Source organism: Mucilaginibacter sp. P4_A11 (assembly GCF_056402535.1).
On the sequence record NZ_JBFUHE010000002.1, the window covers coordinates 249,575 to 267,646 of the forward strand.

Sequence of the window (18,072 nt, forward strand, 5' to 3'; positions counted from 1 at the left end):
TTGTAAATAATGAGTATTTAGTTATCAGCCGCCTAATTAGGTAAATATAGCTACTCAATTAAGTGCGGATAACGCTTATCAATAATATTACGCGCCTGAGGTGAAAGAGAATCGACAGGGACTGGTTTATCCTGAGGACGCGATTGCTTTTGATTAATGGTACCCAACAGGCTCCATTTTCGGGTCATTTGCTTAGGTTCTGTAACATGAACATCATAACGCGTAAAATCGATAACTTTTTCAGGCGTGTTCTTTTTCCAGTCTTTCAATAAAGCGAGGCGAAAATCTTTATTCATAAACCACCTGATCTCATTATTTGCATCCGAGCCGCCAATACCGGAACCCCGCTCTTCAAACCTGTAATTGAAACTGTTGCTTTTGTAATGTTTACGCCACAGTAATCCAAATTCTCCCTGGGTAATCAATCGCGTGCCGGGCCAGCGCTTCCTGATAGCAATTAACCAGTTTTTTAAAGATGCCGGATCATAAGGTAAACTCAATTCCCAGCAATTGGTAACCCAGCCAAAGCCATTGAGTGCAAAACCTTTGTCAAAATGAATAGCCGTTGTATGCATCATTTCTTTCAACCCGGTTTCTTCACCGTATTTACCAATGGTTTCAATAGGGCCAACGCCCATCCTGCTATTGAACCCGTCTTTAAAACCCTCCCTCCGGGCGGCAAGGAAATCAACTGACCAGCCATCTAAATTTACGCAATCAATAAAATCCTTTTTGTTTTGCGCAGGTTTACAGAAATGTTCTTTTGATGGATAAAAAGGGTAAACTACAGCCCCGTCACCATCCTGGTTATCAATACTGAACTGGCTCCATATATTCCCCTGACATACATGGATCCCTTCATATTCAGCAAGATATTGTTGGTTTTTTGCCGACATAAACCCTGCGACTATGCTCAGCGGCCGGTAACCGTTGCCCACCAACTTCTCAATAATTTTCAGCGCGTCGTGTACATCCTGGTTCACCTGCGCAGTTGTATTATAGGCATTGGCAAAATAGGCGCCAGGTATAAAGGTGACATCGTCACCATATTTATAATGATACCCCACCACAAGTTTTCTGATCTCCCGGTAATTCGTAGTGGTATCGTTTAATGCAAGCCAACTTAGTGACCAGGTTATTTTCCCACCCGGAAATCCTTCCGCCACAGCATTCCTGAAAGCAATAACGCGTGCCGGCGTATGTAATGCGCGTTCATCTTCGCCAACATTGCGGTTTCTCGAAACCTCTATCTGGTTAACCCGGATAACAGTATTAAAGGTGAGGAAACGGTTACCCATCAAAGCTGATGCCTTTTTTGATTTATTACCCTGAGCCTCTACACCTGAAAATGAAATCAGCAGCAAAAACGCTATTGAAAGAATGATCTTAAAGTTCATATATAGATAAGTTTTTGACAGCAAGGTGCTGTTGGTTAATATATAAATACCGGGCCGGATAACCAGCCCGATATTTTGATGAATTACCATCCCGGATTTTGTTCCAGTTTATGACCGTTGGTCTGGTAAAAAGCCACCTCTTTTGTTGGTAGGGGTTGCAGGTAATCTTTCGCCGGATCGAACTTCCTCCCCCTTTCGGCGATCAGAAAGCCGTTGGCATCAACTTTACCCGCAAAGCTTGGATCATTATAAGGTTTTCTTGTTGCCCAATCTGTGCCGGATATTTTAATCCCTTTCACATCCTGGGGCAGTTCTGTTTCAGCGGTTTTCCATCTGCGCAGATCATCATAACGGAAACCTTCAAGTGCCAGTTCAACAGTTCTTTCCCGCCTGATCTCCGTTTGCATGTTTAGGTTACTGACAGTGGCAAAAGCGTTGGTCAGGTGCGGCATCCCAACCCTATCCCGCAGCTTGTTGATTGATAAATTAAGATCGTTATCGCTGATAGATCCGTTTTTTTCATACACAGCTTCAGCATAGTTCAACAGAACTTCAGCATAACGGATCAGGTGCCTGTCAAAATCAAATAAACTGTTGTCGCCTTCCCGGCCTGAATTATTGGCTACCGGATCTTCTGACATGTATTTATAAAGAATATAGCCGGTATTATAATTACGTTGTGGCGCATCTGGCCAATTGGCCACTTTGGTTACCGGAAAAAACACACGGTTGATAAGCGTACCGGGTATGATCATGGTTTGTGTCATACGCGGATCACGGTCTTGAAATTCTGAAGTAAAGGTGCTGTAACCATGGAAAACAGTGCCGGCAGCAGTTATCGGCAAGCCATTTTTATCCAGGTACAAATCTACCATTTTGCGGGTTGGGTTATAACCGTCCTGGTCGTACATATACGGCGCGTCATGCCCGAGGATATTCCTTGCGTACCTTCGGTCAAGAATGGTTTCTTTGGCATCATCACCCGCTTCAAGGAACAGATAGCGATAACTTTGCGCCCCACTGCCTGTATAAAGACTGTAAACGCCGCTGGTTATAACCGCCTGCGAAGCGGCCACAGCAGCATCAAGGTATTTACCGGCACTTGCACCGCCCCTTGATTTTTGCCAGGTGCCTTCAAACAGTGCTACGCGTGAAGTCAGCGCCAATGCCGCGCCCTTAGTGACCCGGCCGATATCAGGCGATGAAACATCCGACTGCACAGGCAGGTCGTTTTTAGCTTCATCGAGATCCTTTAAGATAAGGTCGGCTATTTCTGTACGGCTTGACCTCGGCGCGAACAATTCAGGGTCATCCGTTTTAAGCACCTTTGTGATCAACGGAACACCACCATAGATACGGAGTAATTTCCAGTAATACCAGGCCCTGAAAAACTTAGCTTCGGCTACATATTTTTTGATCTCGACGTCGGCATTTCCGGCACCTTTTTCCATAATATTATTGGCAGACCGAATATAACCGTAACTTGAATTCCAGGTGTCTGATGTTTCAGCCGGCACTAACTGTCCGTTGCTTACAGAGTTTGGCACGTTAAACGCGATATCGGATTCTGTATCCTCTTCACCAAACCGGTCCAGTCCGTTATACAGGTTATTCGCTGCAAGCTTGAAATCCGCGCCAGTTTTCCAAAATGTGGCGTCTGTAATGCTGTCCTTTGACACCAGGTTCAGGTCTTTTTTGCAACTGCTCCACAACGTTGCCATAAGCAAAATGCAAATAACTGAGGTTCCGCGTATCGCCTTCATATGGTTAGTACCTGAATTGCTTTTCTTTATTTGATCAGGAGTTAAATATTTAAGTTTCATAGTGTGTTTCATTTAGAATTTAACATTTAAGCCCACCGAATAAACTTTGTTGTATGGGTAAGTACCCTCCTGACGGTAGCCGTCTTCAGGATCAAAGTTGTCGCCGAATGTCCCTTTCGAAAAAGTAAACAGATCCTGACCACTAACATAAATACGGGCAGATTTCATCTTGATGGACCTTGCTATCGCGTCAGGCAGGTTATACCCTATGGTGATCACCTTAAACCGCAGATAGGCAACATTTTGTATGGTTTTAGTAGATGCATGGTAATTATAACTTCCTACATCGTCCCAACCTAAATTTCCAGGCAGATATCTTGGAAATTCTGCATTCGGCCGGCTGGCACTATAGGTTTTGTTATAGAAATATGCAAGTGAAGGCCAAAAGAAGGTGTTGGGCCTGCTAATGTTACTTTCATAGATCACATTCCTTTTGCCAACACCCTGTAAAAATACCTGCAGGTCAAATTGTTTGTAACCCAGGTTAATGGTTGAAGAATAGGTATATCTTGGAGTAACGTTACCCAGGTACACCATGTCGCCGGCCAGCCCTTTGCTTTTATCACCGAATGCGGTCAGTTTCCCGTCGCCATCAACATCTTTATACATCACATCACCTATAGACACCCTCGCCGGCACACCCTGAAGTTTTTTATAAGCGTCCAGTTGTGCCTGGGTTTTTATGATGCCATCATAAACATAACCAAAGTAGGAATTGATAGCATAACCTTTGCGGGTTTCAACGAGGCCTTCGCTATAGTTATCGCTGTTTTTCAATTCCACCAGTTTATTTTTACTGTCACTCAACTGTAGGGATATGCTGTACCGGAAACCATTGATCTTGTCTTTCCAGGTCACAATGGTTTCAAAACCCTTCGTAACCAATTTACCCTGGTTGCTTGATGGCGGGGTAGCACCAAACGTTGCAGGAACAGCGATATTCACCAGCATGTCATCGTTGATCTTGTTGTAATAATCAAATGAAAAGCTAAGCCTTGAACTCAACAGCGCAACATCAACACCGATATTTTTGTTAATGATCGTTTCCCAGGTCCTGTCGGTAGAAGCCGGATTGGCATTTGCTCCGGTAAGACCGGCATTTGGCGCGCCTAAAGGATAATTACCGCTTATTGATATTAATGGGATATAATCGTAAAGACCTAACCTGTTGATCTCCTGGTTCCCCATTTTACCGTAAGACACCCTAAGTTTCAACAGATCAAAAGTGTTCATTGATTTAATGAATTTTTCTTCTGATAAGTTATAGGCTAAAGCGGCTGACGGAAAAACAGCACTCCAACGCTTTGCGGGCGCAAACTTGGAACTTCCATCGGCGCGGGCGGTCACGTCTAAAATCAGTTTGTTTTTATAACTATAGCTTAACCTGCTGAAATAAGAGCCAAGCGCCTGATCATTCAGGTTACCGGTAAAGTCTGCATAGGCAACTTTTGTCCTATCGGCCAGGTTAAGCGTAAACAGGGTATTATTTGGAAAATTGTACCCCGTGGTTGTCTGACCTGAAAAACCGGTTTGTTCCAGCGATGCGCCGCCTGTTAAATTGAAACGGTGATCTGCTCCGAACTCCTTATTGTAATCAAAATAAGCCTGGTAAAGTTTGTTCAACGTTTTTGCGTTAGTATAAGCAGCAGAATTTGGGGTGTTCCTGATGTCCTGTATGCCACCGGTATAATTGCTCCGTATGATCGTAGGATGAATGGCTGTATTATTAAGGTAATCCAACCTTACCGCAGCCTGGCCGATAAGTTTAAGTCCCGGAAGGATCGAATAATCGACTTTGAAATTCGTTGCAAAACGGGAGAAACCATTAGTTGTTGTACCGCCTTCGGCTAAGTAACCCGCCGGGTTTGCATAGCCCTGGTAGCTGTAAAACTGTCCCACCTGATTATAAACCGGTGCATAGGGAAATTGCCTCGTTACGTTTTTTAACGGGCTCTCTCCATTGATCTCCGAAGGGGTTAAGGTATTGGTGTTGTCAAAGTTGGTACGTGTTTCTACAGATAATTTACTGCCGATACGGAAATCGTAATTCATGCGGAGGTTATACGCATCTGACTTATTTTCTCCAAACCGAAGAATTCCATTATCTCTTTTGTAACCGGCAGAGACCATGTAATTATTATTTTCCCCTCCGCCCGATATGGCAACATTATGGATCTGCTGGGAGGAGCTTTTGTAAACAACCTTATTCCAGTCAGTATAACCATAAAAACCAGGATAATTGGTAACACCGTAGTTCCAGCCCTGGTTTAGGTCCGGAGCTGCATTGGCTTTTATCTTCTCGAAAACTTCAGGAGCGAAACCAGGAAGGCCTGTATTCCTTAAACCTTCATCCGCAAATTCGGCGTATTGCAGGGTATTCATCATTTTTCTGAGATAGGTAGGCGTCTTGATACCAAAGTTGGCGGTATAGTTAACCTCGGGCGGCCCTTTTCTGCCGCGCTTGGTGGTTACAATGATCACACCGTCGCCTGCACGGGCTCCGTAGATAGCGGCTGCGGCATCTTTCAGCACGGTTACTTCAGCAATGTCATTGGTATTGATGGTATTGATATCTCCCGGGATACCGTCAACAAGCACTAAAGGCGCATTACCATTGATAGAAGAACTACCGCGCACTTTCAGGTCGAAGTTCCCGCCGCCCGGTTGCCCGCTGTTTTTGGCTATTGTTAAACCAGGAATGGTACCCTGTAACGCATCAAAACTGCTGGTAACAGGCCGGTTCTCAAAAACCTCAGCCTTAACCGAGGAAATGGCACCTGTAACCGCCCCCTTTGCCCGGGTTCCATAGCCTACAACCACAACCTCGCTCAATCTCGAATCTACTTTAACCATTTTGATATCGATAACTGTTTTTCCGTTCAACGGAACCCGCTGGCGCTGATATCCGATATAAGTGAGCACCAGCACGGAAGTTGGCGATGGTACATTCAACGTGAACGCGCCATTATTGTCAGATATAATACCAAGCGTAGTTCCTTCGATACCGATAGATACGCCCGGCAAGGTCTCGCCACTTACAGAATCCCTGACCACACCCGATATTCTTTGCTCAACGATGACGTTGCCGGACGGGCGCGGCGATTCCGCCTGTTCCTTTCGGGTAAGAAGGATTACTTTGTTTACAATGTGGTAGCTAAAGGGCTGCCCCTTAATACACTGCTCCAGTACGTTTTTAAGATCCAAATCTTTTGCCTCCAGCGTAATCGGCCTTGCTCCCTCAATCGCGGCGTTGTTGTAAACAAAGTCGTAATCCGTTTGAAGCTTGATCTGAGCGATCACAGCAGAAAGTGGTGCGTTTTTAACGGTCAATGTGACTCGCTGCGCCAAGGTTGTAGCATGCACCTGTAACAGGGCAACGGCTATGAATAGAAATGTGAGCTTCATTTTTAAGATCAGATTGGAAATTACATAGGAATCCCTCCTGAAAAGTAATTCAGTAAATTTTTTATACATTTGAATGTTAGGTTATTGTGTTATTGGATAGCTTCAATAAATAATTACCTGATTCAGCATCGCTGATCAGCCAGGAACGGTTCGAACGTTCCTGGTTTTGTAAAACTTTCGTGTTTATATTTTTTCTATACAGGGACTCCTTTCTTTTTATTGATTGATCTTTTTTAATTGTTGATTTTTCAGGTTTTATAATGGCGGCTGATGATTGGTAGCATCAGTTACTGACTATGATTTTTCTTTTATCAATTTTAAAATGTACATGACCCAGGCTCTGCAAACTGCTGAGGATGTCGGCCAGGTTGGATGAACGGGAAAATGTTCCGCCAAATTTTTCATCATTGTTACTAAAGTTTTGGTATTCCACATCTACATCATACCAGCGGCTAATTGATCTCATGACACTGCTAACCTGCTGATCATTGAACATGAAAAAGCCGTTCTTCCAGGCAATCACTTCTTCGAGGTTCGCCTCAGTAACCGCTAACCTCCCGCTGTTCCTGTCCAGTCTGGACTGCTGGCCCGGGATCAGGACACCGGTAGCGCCCGAAGTCAGATCTTTTACCTTCACGCTGCCCTGCAATAAGGTTGTGCTGATCGCGTGCTCATCATCATAAGCTTTGATATTGAAATGAGTGCCAAGCACGGTGATCTCCTGTCGTCCGGAGCGTACTTTGAAAGGCCGTGATGTATTATGCGCTACTTCAAAATAAACCTCTCCTGTAACTGCAACAACCCTTTCTTTTTCGCTAAACTGTGTGGGAAAAGAAATCGAGGATGCTGCATTGAGCCACACTTTTGATCCATCTGCCAGGACCAGCGGATAGGGTGATTGTTCGCCACGGCCTGTAACGAGCGTATTAACAGCATTTTTTAACGACTGGCCGGCAGCTGTGCCCCGGTAAGAAACGCCGTTAGCCGGACTGACATTGACCATTGTTTGCCCGAGTTTGACTAAAGTAGCCGACATGGACTGACTAAGGATGATCTTTTTACCGTTAGCAAGGGTAAGTGTTGCCTGAAGCTCCCCGGGTTTAATAATGGCCGTCACCTGCTTTTTTTCGGATACCTGACGGCCAACCGGGTATTTCCAAAGCAGAATGGCAGAAGTTGACGCGATAACGATGGCAGCGGCGGCGCTAAGCTTATATATAAGTGTCCTGACCCTTACCCTACGACGGTTGATCTCTGCTTTAACTTGCTGACGAAGTAAGTTCAAGCGCTCTGCTTCTTTTACATTAGCGGGCACCACAGCTTCTGCTGCATGTAATTGTTCTGAAATCAAATTTCTCAGTACATTTTCATCTGTTGTTCCAAACAGTTGAAAAAGATCAGACAATTCCTCGTCACTACATTTATTGTCAAGAAATTTACAATACAACAGGTAATGGTTCTCTTCCAAAATATTAGGTTCTTTTGTGCTAATACGCTTGAAAAAAACCTGTCATCTACCGGATGCAAAAAAATATTTTTTATCTGGCCTTTTTTGTCACAATTCTCGCGCGGCTAACAAGATAGGGTTGTCCCTTCGCTGCTAAATACGTTTGTACAGGATCCCGTCAAAAGGCAGCCTTCATCTATACCAGAAAAATCACAGGAAAGATCACAAGTTTTTTTGGATAAAATGCAGCAAAGCAGGTATGGTGACGCTGTAGGAGATGTGATGAGTTTTGAACATAAATGTTTTGACCCGCTTTGTCGCTCTGACAATATGCCCGTTAATGGTTGATGTAGAGATGCCAAGCAATTCGCTAACCTCATCATAACTTCTGCCTTCCTGCTTGCAAAGCCTGAAAACGATTTTTTGCTGCTCGGGAAGCTGCTCTATAGCCATCTCCAGCAAGTTATGGGTTTCTTTAAAAAACAAATTTGACGCGGCATCCTCTGTAATGTCATTAACAATATACCTTACCTGCGCCTGCAGTTCGTTTTCACGAGCAAGGTTCCGGTAAAAATCGTAAACCAGGTTTTGAGCAACCTGGTAAATATAGGCTTTCAGTCCTTTTTCTGGATCAATCAGGTGGCGCTTTTCCCAGATCTTGATGAACACGGTTTGCAGTATCTCCTCTGCCACAAATTCCACCTTGATCATCTTAAGCAGCTTCCGGTAAACAGGCAAACTATAACGATCATAAAAATAGTCGAACGCCTTTTCATCACCAGCGAGCAGTTTTTTCAACTGATTTTTTTCCTGATCCGGCAATGGTGTTTGTTGGAGCATTGATTAATAGGCAAGAATTATGTTTGGCTGGTCTATAATAATTGTAACCGCTAAGTTACAATAATCTGTTTTCTTCAAACCTTGAATGGTACTAAGTTATACAATACTTAACAGTAACTATCCCCAACTGTCTGTAACACATTGCTGGTATAGGTATAATCTGGTTTTGTATATCAACTTTATCATCCACCTTTTCGGCTGCTGTAAGGCAACATGGTAAGGCTTATTGTTTTACGGCCGAAGTAATATGGTCATAAATCAGAGCGTCTCTTACTTATAAATGGCCATAATCTGGCCTGCCAGATCATTGAAAGGGCTATTATTATTTACCCAAATCAACCCGATCAAAGCTAATCATAGCGGGTTTTGCCATTGAACCGGAGGAAACAACTAAACCTACCAATAAATATTTTTTTATTTGATTGGTTACAGACCCCATTTTGTCCGTCGATTGAAGAGTAACCGCAGAAAACATCCCCCCTTTCGTTGCAAACGAAGCCAGTAATATCTGTAAGGCGACTGAAAATAACTACCGGCTAAATAAGCGCCTGGCTTGACACAAGAGTATTTACTTTATCACCTGATCATATCGTGGGAGGAGCCTGGTGTACCAGCGGAGCCCCCCGGCTTGTCCTGAAGATTCCGGCTGCATCATCAAGGCTATCTGTGAATAAAAAAATAGCCTGCAATCTAAACGATTGCAGGCTATTGGACAATTCAATATCAAAATTAGCGGAGAAGGAGGGATTCGAACCCTCGGTACCGTTTCCAGTACGTCAGTTTAGCAAACTGATCCTTTCGGCCTCTCAGGCACCTCTCCATTTTCGTTTTTATTAACGTTCTAAAAATCAAGAACTCATAAAAACCGCGATCCAATAAATAAAAAAAGCCCTTAGTTTGGGCTTTTGCGGAGAGGGAGGGATTCGAACCCTCGGTACCGTTTCCAGTACGTCAGTTTAGCAAACTGATCCTTTCGGCCTCTCAGGCACCTCTCCGTTTTACTTTAAATTTATTGTCCCTTTTTCAGGGACTGCAAATATAGTAATTCATGCATCCCGTCAAAAAAAAAAATGATTTTCTAATAATCAATTCGCACGTGGTAAATACTCATCAGCATCCGCTTAAAAATCGCCTTTATAGTTTCAATGTCTTTCAAAGTTATATTACTGTCTTTCAGCTGGTTTTGATCAAGCTTGTATTTCACAATGCGATCAACCAGTACACTGATCGATTCTTCATCGGGCTCCTTTAATGAGCGCGAAGCGGCCTCAACCGAGTCGGCAAGCATCAAAACGGCACCTTCTTTGGTGAAAGGAATAGGTCCGGGATAGCGGAAAATGTTCTCGTTAATGAATTTTTCAGGAAAATTTTTCAATGACGACTGGTAAAAGTAATCCACCCGGGTATTACCGTGATGGGTGCGGATAAAATCGATCACCACTTCGGGCAGATTAGCCTTGCGCGCCATTTCAATCCCCCTGCTCACATGGCGGATGATGATCTGGGCGCTTTCTTCATATGGCAGCTTATCATGCGGATTAAACCCTGAGCTTTGGTTTTCGATAAAGAACAGCGGGTTCTCCATTTTACCAATGTCATGGTACAAAGCCCCTGCCCTAACCAATAGCGCATTGCCTCCAACGGCATAAATAGCGTTTTCGGCCAGGTTAGCAACCTGCAACGAGTGCTGAAAGGTACCGGGTGCATTAAAAGCCAGTTCGCGTAGCAAAGGAGCGTTGGTATTGGTAAGCTCGATGAGCGTAATTTCGGATGTAATTGCAAATACCTTCTCAAACAGGTAAATGAGCGGGTAAGCCAGTAGTGTAAGCAGCACGCTAACCACAAAAGGTAAAAAGTCCATCCAGTCGATATTCAGGAAATCCCCCTCGCGGATAAAGGTGATGCCTAAAAACGCTACAAAATAAGTAAAGATGATGATCACTGCCGAGATCAGGAATTGCTCACGACGTACCAGGTTTTTGATACTGTAAATAGATACCATACCCGCCGTAATTTCATAATAAGCAAACTCAAAGCTATTGGGCACAAAAAAACCGGCTATCAACACCACCAGCAAATGAATATTAAGCGCCAAACGGGTATCAAACAATATGCGGATGATGATAGGCACTATACAATAAGGGATATAGTACAGATTGGTTGGGAACTGTAATTTTATTGCCAGCGATAAGGTAGCCAGCATGGTGGTAATTACCAGCAATATCAGACTCACCAACCTGTTATCAGCATAAATATCTTTACGGAAAAGATACAGGAAGATCATGAGCAGCGATATGGCTATAGCTACCAGGAAAAACTGCCCCAGCAATACCAGATTCCTGTTGCCGTTTACACGGGCATTATCCTCAAAAGCTTTTTTAAACGATTCCAGTTTTTGATACACATCATCATTAACTACCGAACCTTTATAAACTATCACCTCCCCTTTTTGCACCATACCGCGGGTTACCGAAAGTCCATCCACAACTTCTTTCTCCAATCTCGAGGTTAGGTTGTTATCGTAAGCAAGGTTATTTTGCAGACGGTTACTGATCAGATCAAGCAGGAAGGCCTTGTCCAGATCGGTATGTTTACTCAATATCTTATCAGAGTATTCCTGCGCCTTTTCTTTGGTGAACAGTTCACTGGTATTTTTATCAGTGGCAACGTTCTTGTCCAGGATCCTGACAGGATAATTCTCTGAGCCTTGCTGGTACTTGGCATTGGGCTTAAAAACGCCTGTTTGATAAATTTCGGTAAGCAAATCGGTGCCGGCAGTAATATATTTTGGCTTAAGCTTATCGTTAATACCTGCATTATGCCACTTGATTTCCAGGTCAGCTTTAAAACCATCTATTTGCTGGTTTTGCATGGCGGCATCCAGCTGGTAAATCGGCGTTATGCTTTCCAGTGCCGACTTCTGATCGGCCATGATCTCCTGGGGTGTTTTTAAGATGGCGAAATTATAGGGCGATACGAGATCCTTCTGGTTCCAGATCCTACCCTTTTCATGCTCGTAGCTAAATTTTGCCTGCTTGGGTAAAAAGTAAACAATGAGCACGATACTGATCAGCATCATCAAAAACTTAACATTACGGGCGTATTTGCGCAGTAAAGCCTTTTGGCGCGAAGTGGATAGTTTTGCCATTTAAATGATTAACCTGCCAAAAATAATATAAGTTTCTGTTATATGCAGTTTTTCTTGTTTTTACAAAAACAAATTTGATATCTTTGTGATATCATTTTAAAATCAATCTAAATCATGAATCCTGAAAAAACCATCAACCCGCCATCCGGCTTTGCCGCACTTATTTTGGCCGTTTTTTTATTAGTAGTGGCCGTCGTTTGCTTTTGCTACGGCCAGGAACCCCTCGGTTTCATACTGGTTCCGGTTAGTGTTATATTTTTATTTCCTGGTATCATCGTTGTTAACCCTAACGAGTCAAAAGTGCTTACCCTTTTTGGCAAGTACGTAGGCACTGTAAAAACAGACGGTTTTTTCTGGGTTAACCCCTTCACTGTTAAGAAGAAAGTATCCTTAAAGGCGTTTAACCTTAACGGGCAGCAGTTAAAAGTGAACGACAGCATAGGTAACCCTATTGAAATTGCCGCCGTTATTGTTTGGCAGATAAAAGATACGGCTGCTGCTGTTTTTGCCGTCGAGAATTACATTCAGTATGTAAATATCCAAAGCGAAGCCGCTGTAAGGCATTTGGCCAATTCTTTTCCATATGACAACCTGGAGGATGAAACTGCTACCATCACCTTGCGTGGCGGTGCCGACCAGGTGAGCATGTTGCTGGAGAAAGAGCTGAACGAAAGACTTGACCGTGCCGGCATTGAGGTTTTGGAAGCCCGCATTTCGCATTTAGCCTATGCCCCCGAAATTGCACATTCCATGCTGCAGGTACAGCAGGCATCGGCTATTATTGCTGCCCGTAGACTGATTGTTGAAGGCGCGGTTGGCATGGTTGAAATGGCGCTGAACAAACTATCAGAAAAAAATATAGTTGAGCTTGACGAAGAACGTAAAGCAGCCATGGTGAGTAACCTGCTGGTTGTACTTTGCGGCGATAAAGCTGTTAACCCTGTTGTTAATACTGGTACCTTATACCATTAATACCATGGATCAATTCAGAAGTTTTGACCAACTCCGAGTAACAGAATTACCTGTGCTGAGGCACGGCTTTTGGCGACCGTGGTATGAGCTTACCGACGGGCAATTCAGCTACGGCAAGCTCACTTATATTGGTGCTTTAAAACGCAAATGTACGCTTGAAACTGCCTATGGAAGCTGGACAGTGAAACGTAAAAGCTGGCTGGGCCGAAAATTTATAATTGAGCAGCCTGACGGTATGGAGATAGGCCTGGTAACCCCACAGCTTTGGTGCCGTAAGATAAACTTAACTACGAATAATGGCCTTACGGCTACTTTTTATAACAAAAAGATTCTATCGCACAATTATACCTGGGTAAGCGAGCAACTGGGCGATATATTGAATGTGCAAACCAAATTCTGGAAGTGGAAAAAGCCTTTTATTGTAAAAATTGATCCGGATATGATCAAAAAAGTACCAGAACTGTCTTTACTGGCGTTACTGGGCATAAATTTAGTTTTGTTAAAACAGGCCGAAGCAGCGGCCGCAAGTTGATATGGCGGAGAAGAAAGCATTTGTATTACGTATTAATCCCGACATGCTGAAGGAGATTGAGAGCTGGGCTGCTGAAGAATTCAGGAGCACCAACGGCCAGATCGAATACCTCATGCAACAGGCCCTGCTTGCACGTAAAAAAGGCGTGAAGAAGAAAAAGGAAGATCAGTAGACAGTTTACAGTTGCCCGTTTGCAGTTACTATAGTGATATGAGCGGCAGCGACAACCAACTCCAATTCTATATAATCAAAAAACTGTCCACTGATCTAAGAACTGCCCACTGCAAACTAAAAACTGCAAACTAATTTTATTATGCATGCATAGTATTTTCTTTCATTCAAATCACTAAATTTGCCCACCAATTTTAATGAGGGACACATGAAAGAAGTAGTAATAGTAGCCGCCACACGCACGCCTATGGGTAGTTTTGGAGGCAGCTTAGCCGCTATCAGCGCCACGCAACTGGGTGCTGCGGTAATCAAGTCAGCAGTAGAAAAAGCGGGTTTACGGCCCGACCAGGTACAGGAAGTTTATATGGGTAATGTAATGTCGGCCAATATTGGGCAGGCGCCGGCTACCCAGGCAGCTATATTTGCCGGGCTCCCCTATCTGCCTGCTACAACCGTTAATAAAGTTTGCGCATCGGGCATGAAAGCTATTATGCTGGCTGCTCAAAGTATAGCCCTGGGACAAAACGATATTGTTGTTGCCGGCGGTATGGAAAGCATGAGCAATGTGCCTTATTACCTGGATAAAGCCCGCAACGGTTACCGTTTAGGCAATGGTCAAATTATTGATGGCCTGGTAAAAGATGGTCTTTGGGATGTTTATAATGACTATCACATGGGCTCAGCAGCTGAGCTTTGCGCTGCCGACTGTAATATCAGCCGTGAAGAACAGGACGCTTTTGCTATATTATCATATCAACGTGCTCAAAAAGCACAGCAAGACGGCAAATTTAAAGATGAGATAACTCCTGTTGGTCTTAAAGACAAAAAGGGCGATATCACTATGTTTACCGAAGATGAGGAACCTCAAACGGTAAAGTTTGAAAAGATCCCATCGCTGAAACCTGTATTTAAAAAGGATGGTACAGTTACAGCCGCTAACGCGTCAACCTTAAATGATGGCGCAGCAGCAGTAGTATTAATGAGTCGCGAAAAGGCTGATGAATTGGGCATAAAGCCGCTGGCCAAAATAGTATCTTATGCTGATGTCCAGCAGGCTCCCGAATGGTTTACCACAGCACCATCAAAAGCTATACCGCTTGCACTGCACAGAGCAGGCTTGCAAAACTCTGATATCGATTTCTTTGAGATCAATGAAGCCTTCTCTGTGGTATCAATAGCCAACAACCAGCTTTTGAACCTCGACCCCGAAAAAGTGAACGTTAATGGGGGCGCTGTTTCATTGGGCCATCCTCTCGGCGCTTCAGGTGCGCGAATCATTGTTACCCTTTTACACGTATTAAAGCAAAATAATGGTAAATACGGTGCCGCGGGGATCTGCAATGGTGGCGGCGGTGCCAGTGCAATGGTTATTGAAAATTTACGTTAATACTTTTAAAACTACGTCATTGCAAGTAACCATCAGGGAGAGCCCTTAAAGAGATCTTTATGACGTGTAAAATATACTTTAGTGATGTTGCGCGTGGGGCGCGTTAGGGATTGCAGTGAAAAGCCCACAGCGTGTGTAGGGCTTGCGGGCAGGAAAAGCGAGGACTTGCAACGAAAAGCCCGGCCGCAGGCAACGCCCATATTATAAAATAGATCATAAATAAAGTTAATAATCAACAATTTACAATTACGCTATTAATAAAGAACCATGACAACCGACTAACGGGAGCTCATTAATACCTATAAAATCAAATTATAATTATTAATAATCTCATTCTATACAGAGAAACTTGCAAAGCCACCCCACAAATCGGGGATCGCTTCGTTCTTCGCAATGACAAAAGAAATAAGCTCAACTAATTAATTAAAAATCGTGACAAAAAAAGTTGCCCTAACTCTCCTTTCTATCCTGCTTTGCCTGCAAACCTTTGCCCAATATTATGACGAAGGCACACGGGTTAAAAAACTTGGCGAATACCAGGACAGTCTCACCCGTCTCGGCAAAAAAATTGTAAATGACGAGAACGATATGGAGCGGAAAAATGCCAATTACCAGTTCATTAAAACACTGGTGCAGGCGTTAAAGATCAACAACTCCTTCCTTTTCCCATTTGATTCGGTTAAGAGCATCAGCATTATCAATTCGCCAGATAACCGCTTCCGCATCCTGAGCTGGCATGTGATAAATCTTGATGGCAGCTACCGTTTTTACGGCACGGTGCAAATAAATACCGGCGGTCCGCTTAAAATGTTTCCGCTTGAAGATTACTCACCTTTATTAAAAAACCCGGAAGATTCGGTAACCAGTAGCCATAAATGGTACGGTGCCCAATATTACAAAATAGTGCCCGTGTATGGCCCAAAACCTTACTATATATTGCTGGGCTGGAAAGGCAATACGGTAAAATCTACAAAAAAAGTGATCGATGTAATTTCGTTTAATAATGGCGTGCCGCAGTTTGGAATGCCCATATTTAATGGTAACAGCAAAACCCGCAACAGAGTGATATTTGAATACGCCCGGCAGGTATCCATGCTGTTAAGGTATATACCCGAGCAAAACCTTATTGTGTTTGACCATCTTTCGGCCCCCGATGGCAGAAGCAAGGACAAACCCGAAACCTTTGGGCCCGACCTGAGTTACGATGGTTACAAATTAAAAGAAGGCCGCTGGACCTATGTAGAAAACCTCGACATGCGTAACATCGCCGGTGGCACAAACTCAGCTGCTGACAATGAATACATTGATCCGAAAAAGCAGGCTGCTAAAGACCGGGCGCTTGTACCCATTAAACATTAAGAATAAAACCACGGAACGAAGTAGAAAACACAAACATTTATTATATAACTTGTAACACTTTCGGTATTAAATTTCGAATTAATAGAAATATATTACTTTAGCAAAAACTATTGATGATAATGCAAGAAATCTCTGCAACCACCACAAAAAAATCAAGATTCCCCAGAAGTGTCCCTTATATTATAGGGAACGAGGCTGCCGAACGCTTTAGCTTTTATGGCATGCGTTCAATACTTACCCTTTTTTTAGTAAAACAATTCTTTAACCCTACGGGTAGTGCCGCCTTGGCTCAACAGGCTGACGCCCATGCCAATAAACTGAATCATTTATTTGTTATGGTAGCCTACGCTTTGCCATTTGTGGGCGGAATGGTGGCCGACTGGTTTACCGGCAAATATAAACTCATCCTTTATATTTCAGTGGTATATTGCCTTGGACACCTGTTGCTGGCGATGTTTGATACAAGCCTCGATGGTTTTGAGATAGGTATGCTTGTTGTAGCTATCGGTGCGGGTGGTATCAAATCGTGTGTTTCGGCCAACGTAGGCGACCAGTTTGATGCCAGCAATCAGGATTTGTTATCAAAAGTTTACGGCTGGTTTTACTTTAGCATTAACGCCGGCTCTATGCTTTCAACAGTGGCTATCCCTCTTGTTTATAAATATTATGGCCCTAAATGGGCTTTTGGTATTCCCGGCATATTAATGGCTTTGGCAACAGTGATATTTTTCATGGGCCGCAAAAAGTATGTGAAGGTACCTCCGCAAGGCGTAAACCGAAATAACCTGGTGTTTATTACCTGGTACGCACTCACCCACTTAAGTAAAAAGAAACCTGGCCAATCATTACTTGATATTGCTAAAGAAAGTTATGATCCGGAACGCGTTGAAGGAGTTAAAGCGGTATACCGTGTAATTTCCGTATTCTTTTTTGCACTCGCTTTTTGGGCTGTTTGGGACCAATGCCTTTCAGAATGGACGCTTTATGCCGAAAAAATGGATCGAAACATCAACCTCGGTTTTACGTCGTTCAAGATAGAACCGGGTTCAATGTCTACATTTAATACTGTTTTCCTTTTGTTATTCATACCACTTTTTAACTATGTGATTTATCCGGCCTTTGATAAGATTGGATTAAAAACAACACCTTTACGCAGGCTTGGCGCCGGTTTGATTTTAACTGCATTATCGTTTGTAGTTATCGGTTTTACACATGTTAGTATTGACCATGGCGGCTCACCATCAATGTGGTGGCAGGTGTTGGCCTTTTTAATATTATCTGCTGCAGAAGTGCTGGTATCAATTACCGGTTTAGAATATGCTTATACCCATTCTCCAAAATCAATGAAAAGTACCATGTCGGGAATTTGGTTTCTGGTTGTTTCCTTTGGTAACCTAATCACTGCCCTTGTTAACGGGCTTATTGAAGATGGCGGCTGGTGGGCTAAAAATCTTAAGGGTGCCAATTACGAATGGTTTTTTGTGGCTTTTATCGCCGTGTTCATCATCATATTCCTGATTGTTTCGCCACGCCTTAAAGAAAGAAACTACATTACCGACCCCTACGTGGAAAACTAGGTCATTGCAGACAC

General features: G+C 43.4%; 12 protein-coding genes and 2 tRNA genes. 6 read left to right on the forward strand and 8 right to left on the reverse strand.

Going from position 1 to position 18,072, the window contains the following annotated elements:
- Positions 1-50 precede the first annotated feature (50 nt).
- The 8 genes from AC1DUD_RS04855 to AC1DUD_RS04890 form a co-directional block, all read right to left on the reverse strand.
- Positions 51-1,487: a DUF3863 domain-containing protein gene (locus tag AC1DUD_RS04855; protein ID WP_477372179.1), complete on the reverse strand. Its 1,437-nt coding sequence runs from the start codon at positions 1,485-1,487 to the stop codon at positions 51-53.
- The gene (locus AC1DUD_RS04860) at positions 1,481-3,220 is read right to left on the reverse strand and encodes a RagB/SusD family nutrient uptake outer membrane protein (protein ID WP_477372181.1); all 1,740 of its coding nucleotides are present in this window, start codon (positions 3,218-3,220) and stop codon (positions 1,481-1,483) included. The genes AC1DUD_RS04855 and AC1DUD_RS04860 overlap by 7 nt, the downstream gene beginning before the upstream one ends.
- A gap of 12 nt (positions 3,221-3,232) precedes the next feature.
- The gene (locus tag AC1DUD_RS04865) at positions 3,233-6,625 is read right to left on the reverse strand and encodes a TonB-dependent receptor (protein WP_477372183.1); all 3,393 of its coding nucleotides are present in this window, start codon (positions 6,623-6,625) and stop codon (positions 3,233-3,235) included.
- Positions 6,626-6,908: 283 nt separating this feature from the next.
- Positions 6,909-8,093 (reverse strand): FecR family protein, encoded by a 1,185-nt coding sequence (locus AC1DUD_RS04870; RefSeq protein ID WP_477372185.1) that lies wholly within the window; start codon positions 8,091-8,093, stop codon positions 6,909-6,911.
- A gap of 201 nt (positions 8,094-8,294) precedes the next feature.
- Positions 8,295-8,912, reverse strand: a complete 618-nt coding sequence (locus tag AC1DUD_RS04875; RefSeq protein ID WP_477372187.1) for an RNA polymerase sigma factor — start codon at positions 8,910-8,912, stop codon at positions 8,295-8,297.
- 733 nt (positions 8,913-9,645) lie between these two features.
- Positions 9,646-9,732, reverse strand: a tRNA-Ser gene (locus tag AC1DUD_RS04880).
- A gap of 88 nt (positions 9,733-9,820) precedes the next feature.
- Positions 9,821-9,907 (reverse strand) — tRNA-Ser (locus AC1DUD_RS04885).
- A gap of 83 nt (positions 9,908-9,990) precedes the next feature.
- Positions 9,991-12,060: an HD family phosphohydrolase gene (locus AC1DUD_RS04890; protein ID WP_477372189.1), complete on the reverse strand. Its 2,070-nt coding sequence runs from the start codon at positions 12,058-12,060 to the stop codon at positions 9,991-9,993.
- Between the two features lie 114 nt (positions 12,061-12,174).
- Here AC1DUD_RS04890 and AC1DUD_RS04895 point away from each other — a divergent pair, with 114 nt between their 5' ends.
- The 6 genes from AC1DUD_RS04895 to AC1DUD_RS04920 all read left to right on the forward strand — a co-directional run bounded on the left by AC1DUD_RS04895 (position 12,175) and on the right by AC1DUD_RS04920 (position 18,058).
- The gene (locus tag AC1DUD_RS04895; protein ID WP_477372191.1) at positions 12,175-13,032 is read left to right on the forward strand and encodes an SPFH domain-containing protein; all 858 of its coding nucleotides are present in this window, start codon (positions 12,175-12,177) and stop codon (positions 13,030-13,032) included.
- A 4-nt stretch (positions 13,033-13,036) separates the two neighbouring features.
- Positions 13,037-13,564 carry a hypothetical protein gene (locus tag AC1DUD_RS04900; protein WP_477372193.1) on the forward strand — a complete coding sequence of 176 codons (528 nt, stop codon included), beginning with the start codon at positions 13,037-13,039 and terminating at the stop codon, positions 13,562-13,564.
- Position 13,565: 1 nt separating this feature from the next.
- The gene (locus tag AC1DUD_RS04905) at positions 13,566-13,736 is read left to right on the forward strand and encodes a type II toxin-antitoxin system antitoxin (RefSeq protein ID WP_330862104.1); all 171 of its coding nucleotides are present in this window, start codon (positions 13,566-13,568) and stop codon (positions 13,734-13,736) included.
- A 207-nt stretch (positions 13,737-13,943) separates the two neighbouring features.
- Positions 13,944-15,122: an acetyl-CoA C-acyltransferase gene (locus AC1DUD_RS04910; protein ID WP_477372195.1), complete on the forward strand. Its 1,179-nt coding sequence runs from the start codon at positions 13,944-13,946 to the stop codon at positions 15,120-15,122.
- A gap of 432 nt (positions 15,123-15,554) precedes the next feature.
- On the forward strand, positions 15,555-16,481 hold the full coding sequence (locus AC1DUD_RS04915; protein WP_477372197.1) for a hypothetical protein: 927 nt from the start codon (positions 15,555-15,557) through the stop codon (positions 16,479-16,481).
- A 119-nt stretch (positions 16,482-16,600) separates the two neighbouring features.
- Entirely contained in the window at positions 16,601-18,058 is a 1,458-nt protein-coding gene (locus AC1DUD_RS04920; RefSeq protein WP_477372199.1) for a POT family MFS transporter, read from the forward strand.
- The last annotated feature ends 14 nt before the right edge of the window (positions 18,059-18,072 follow it).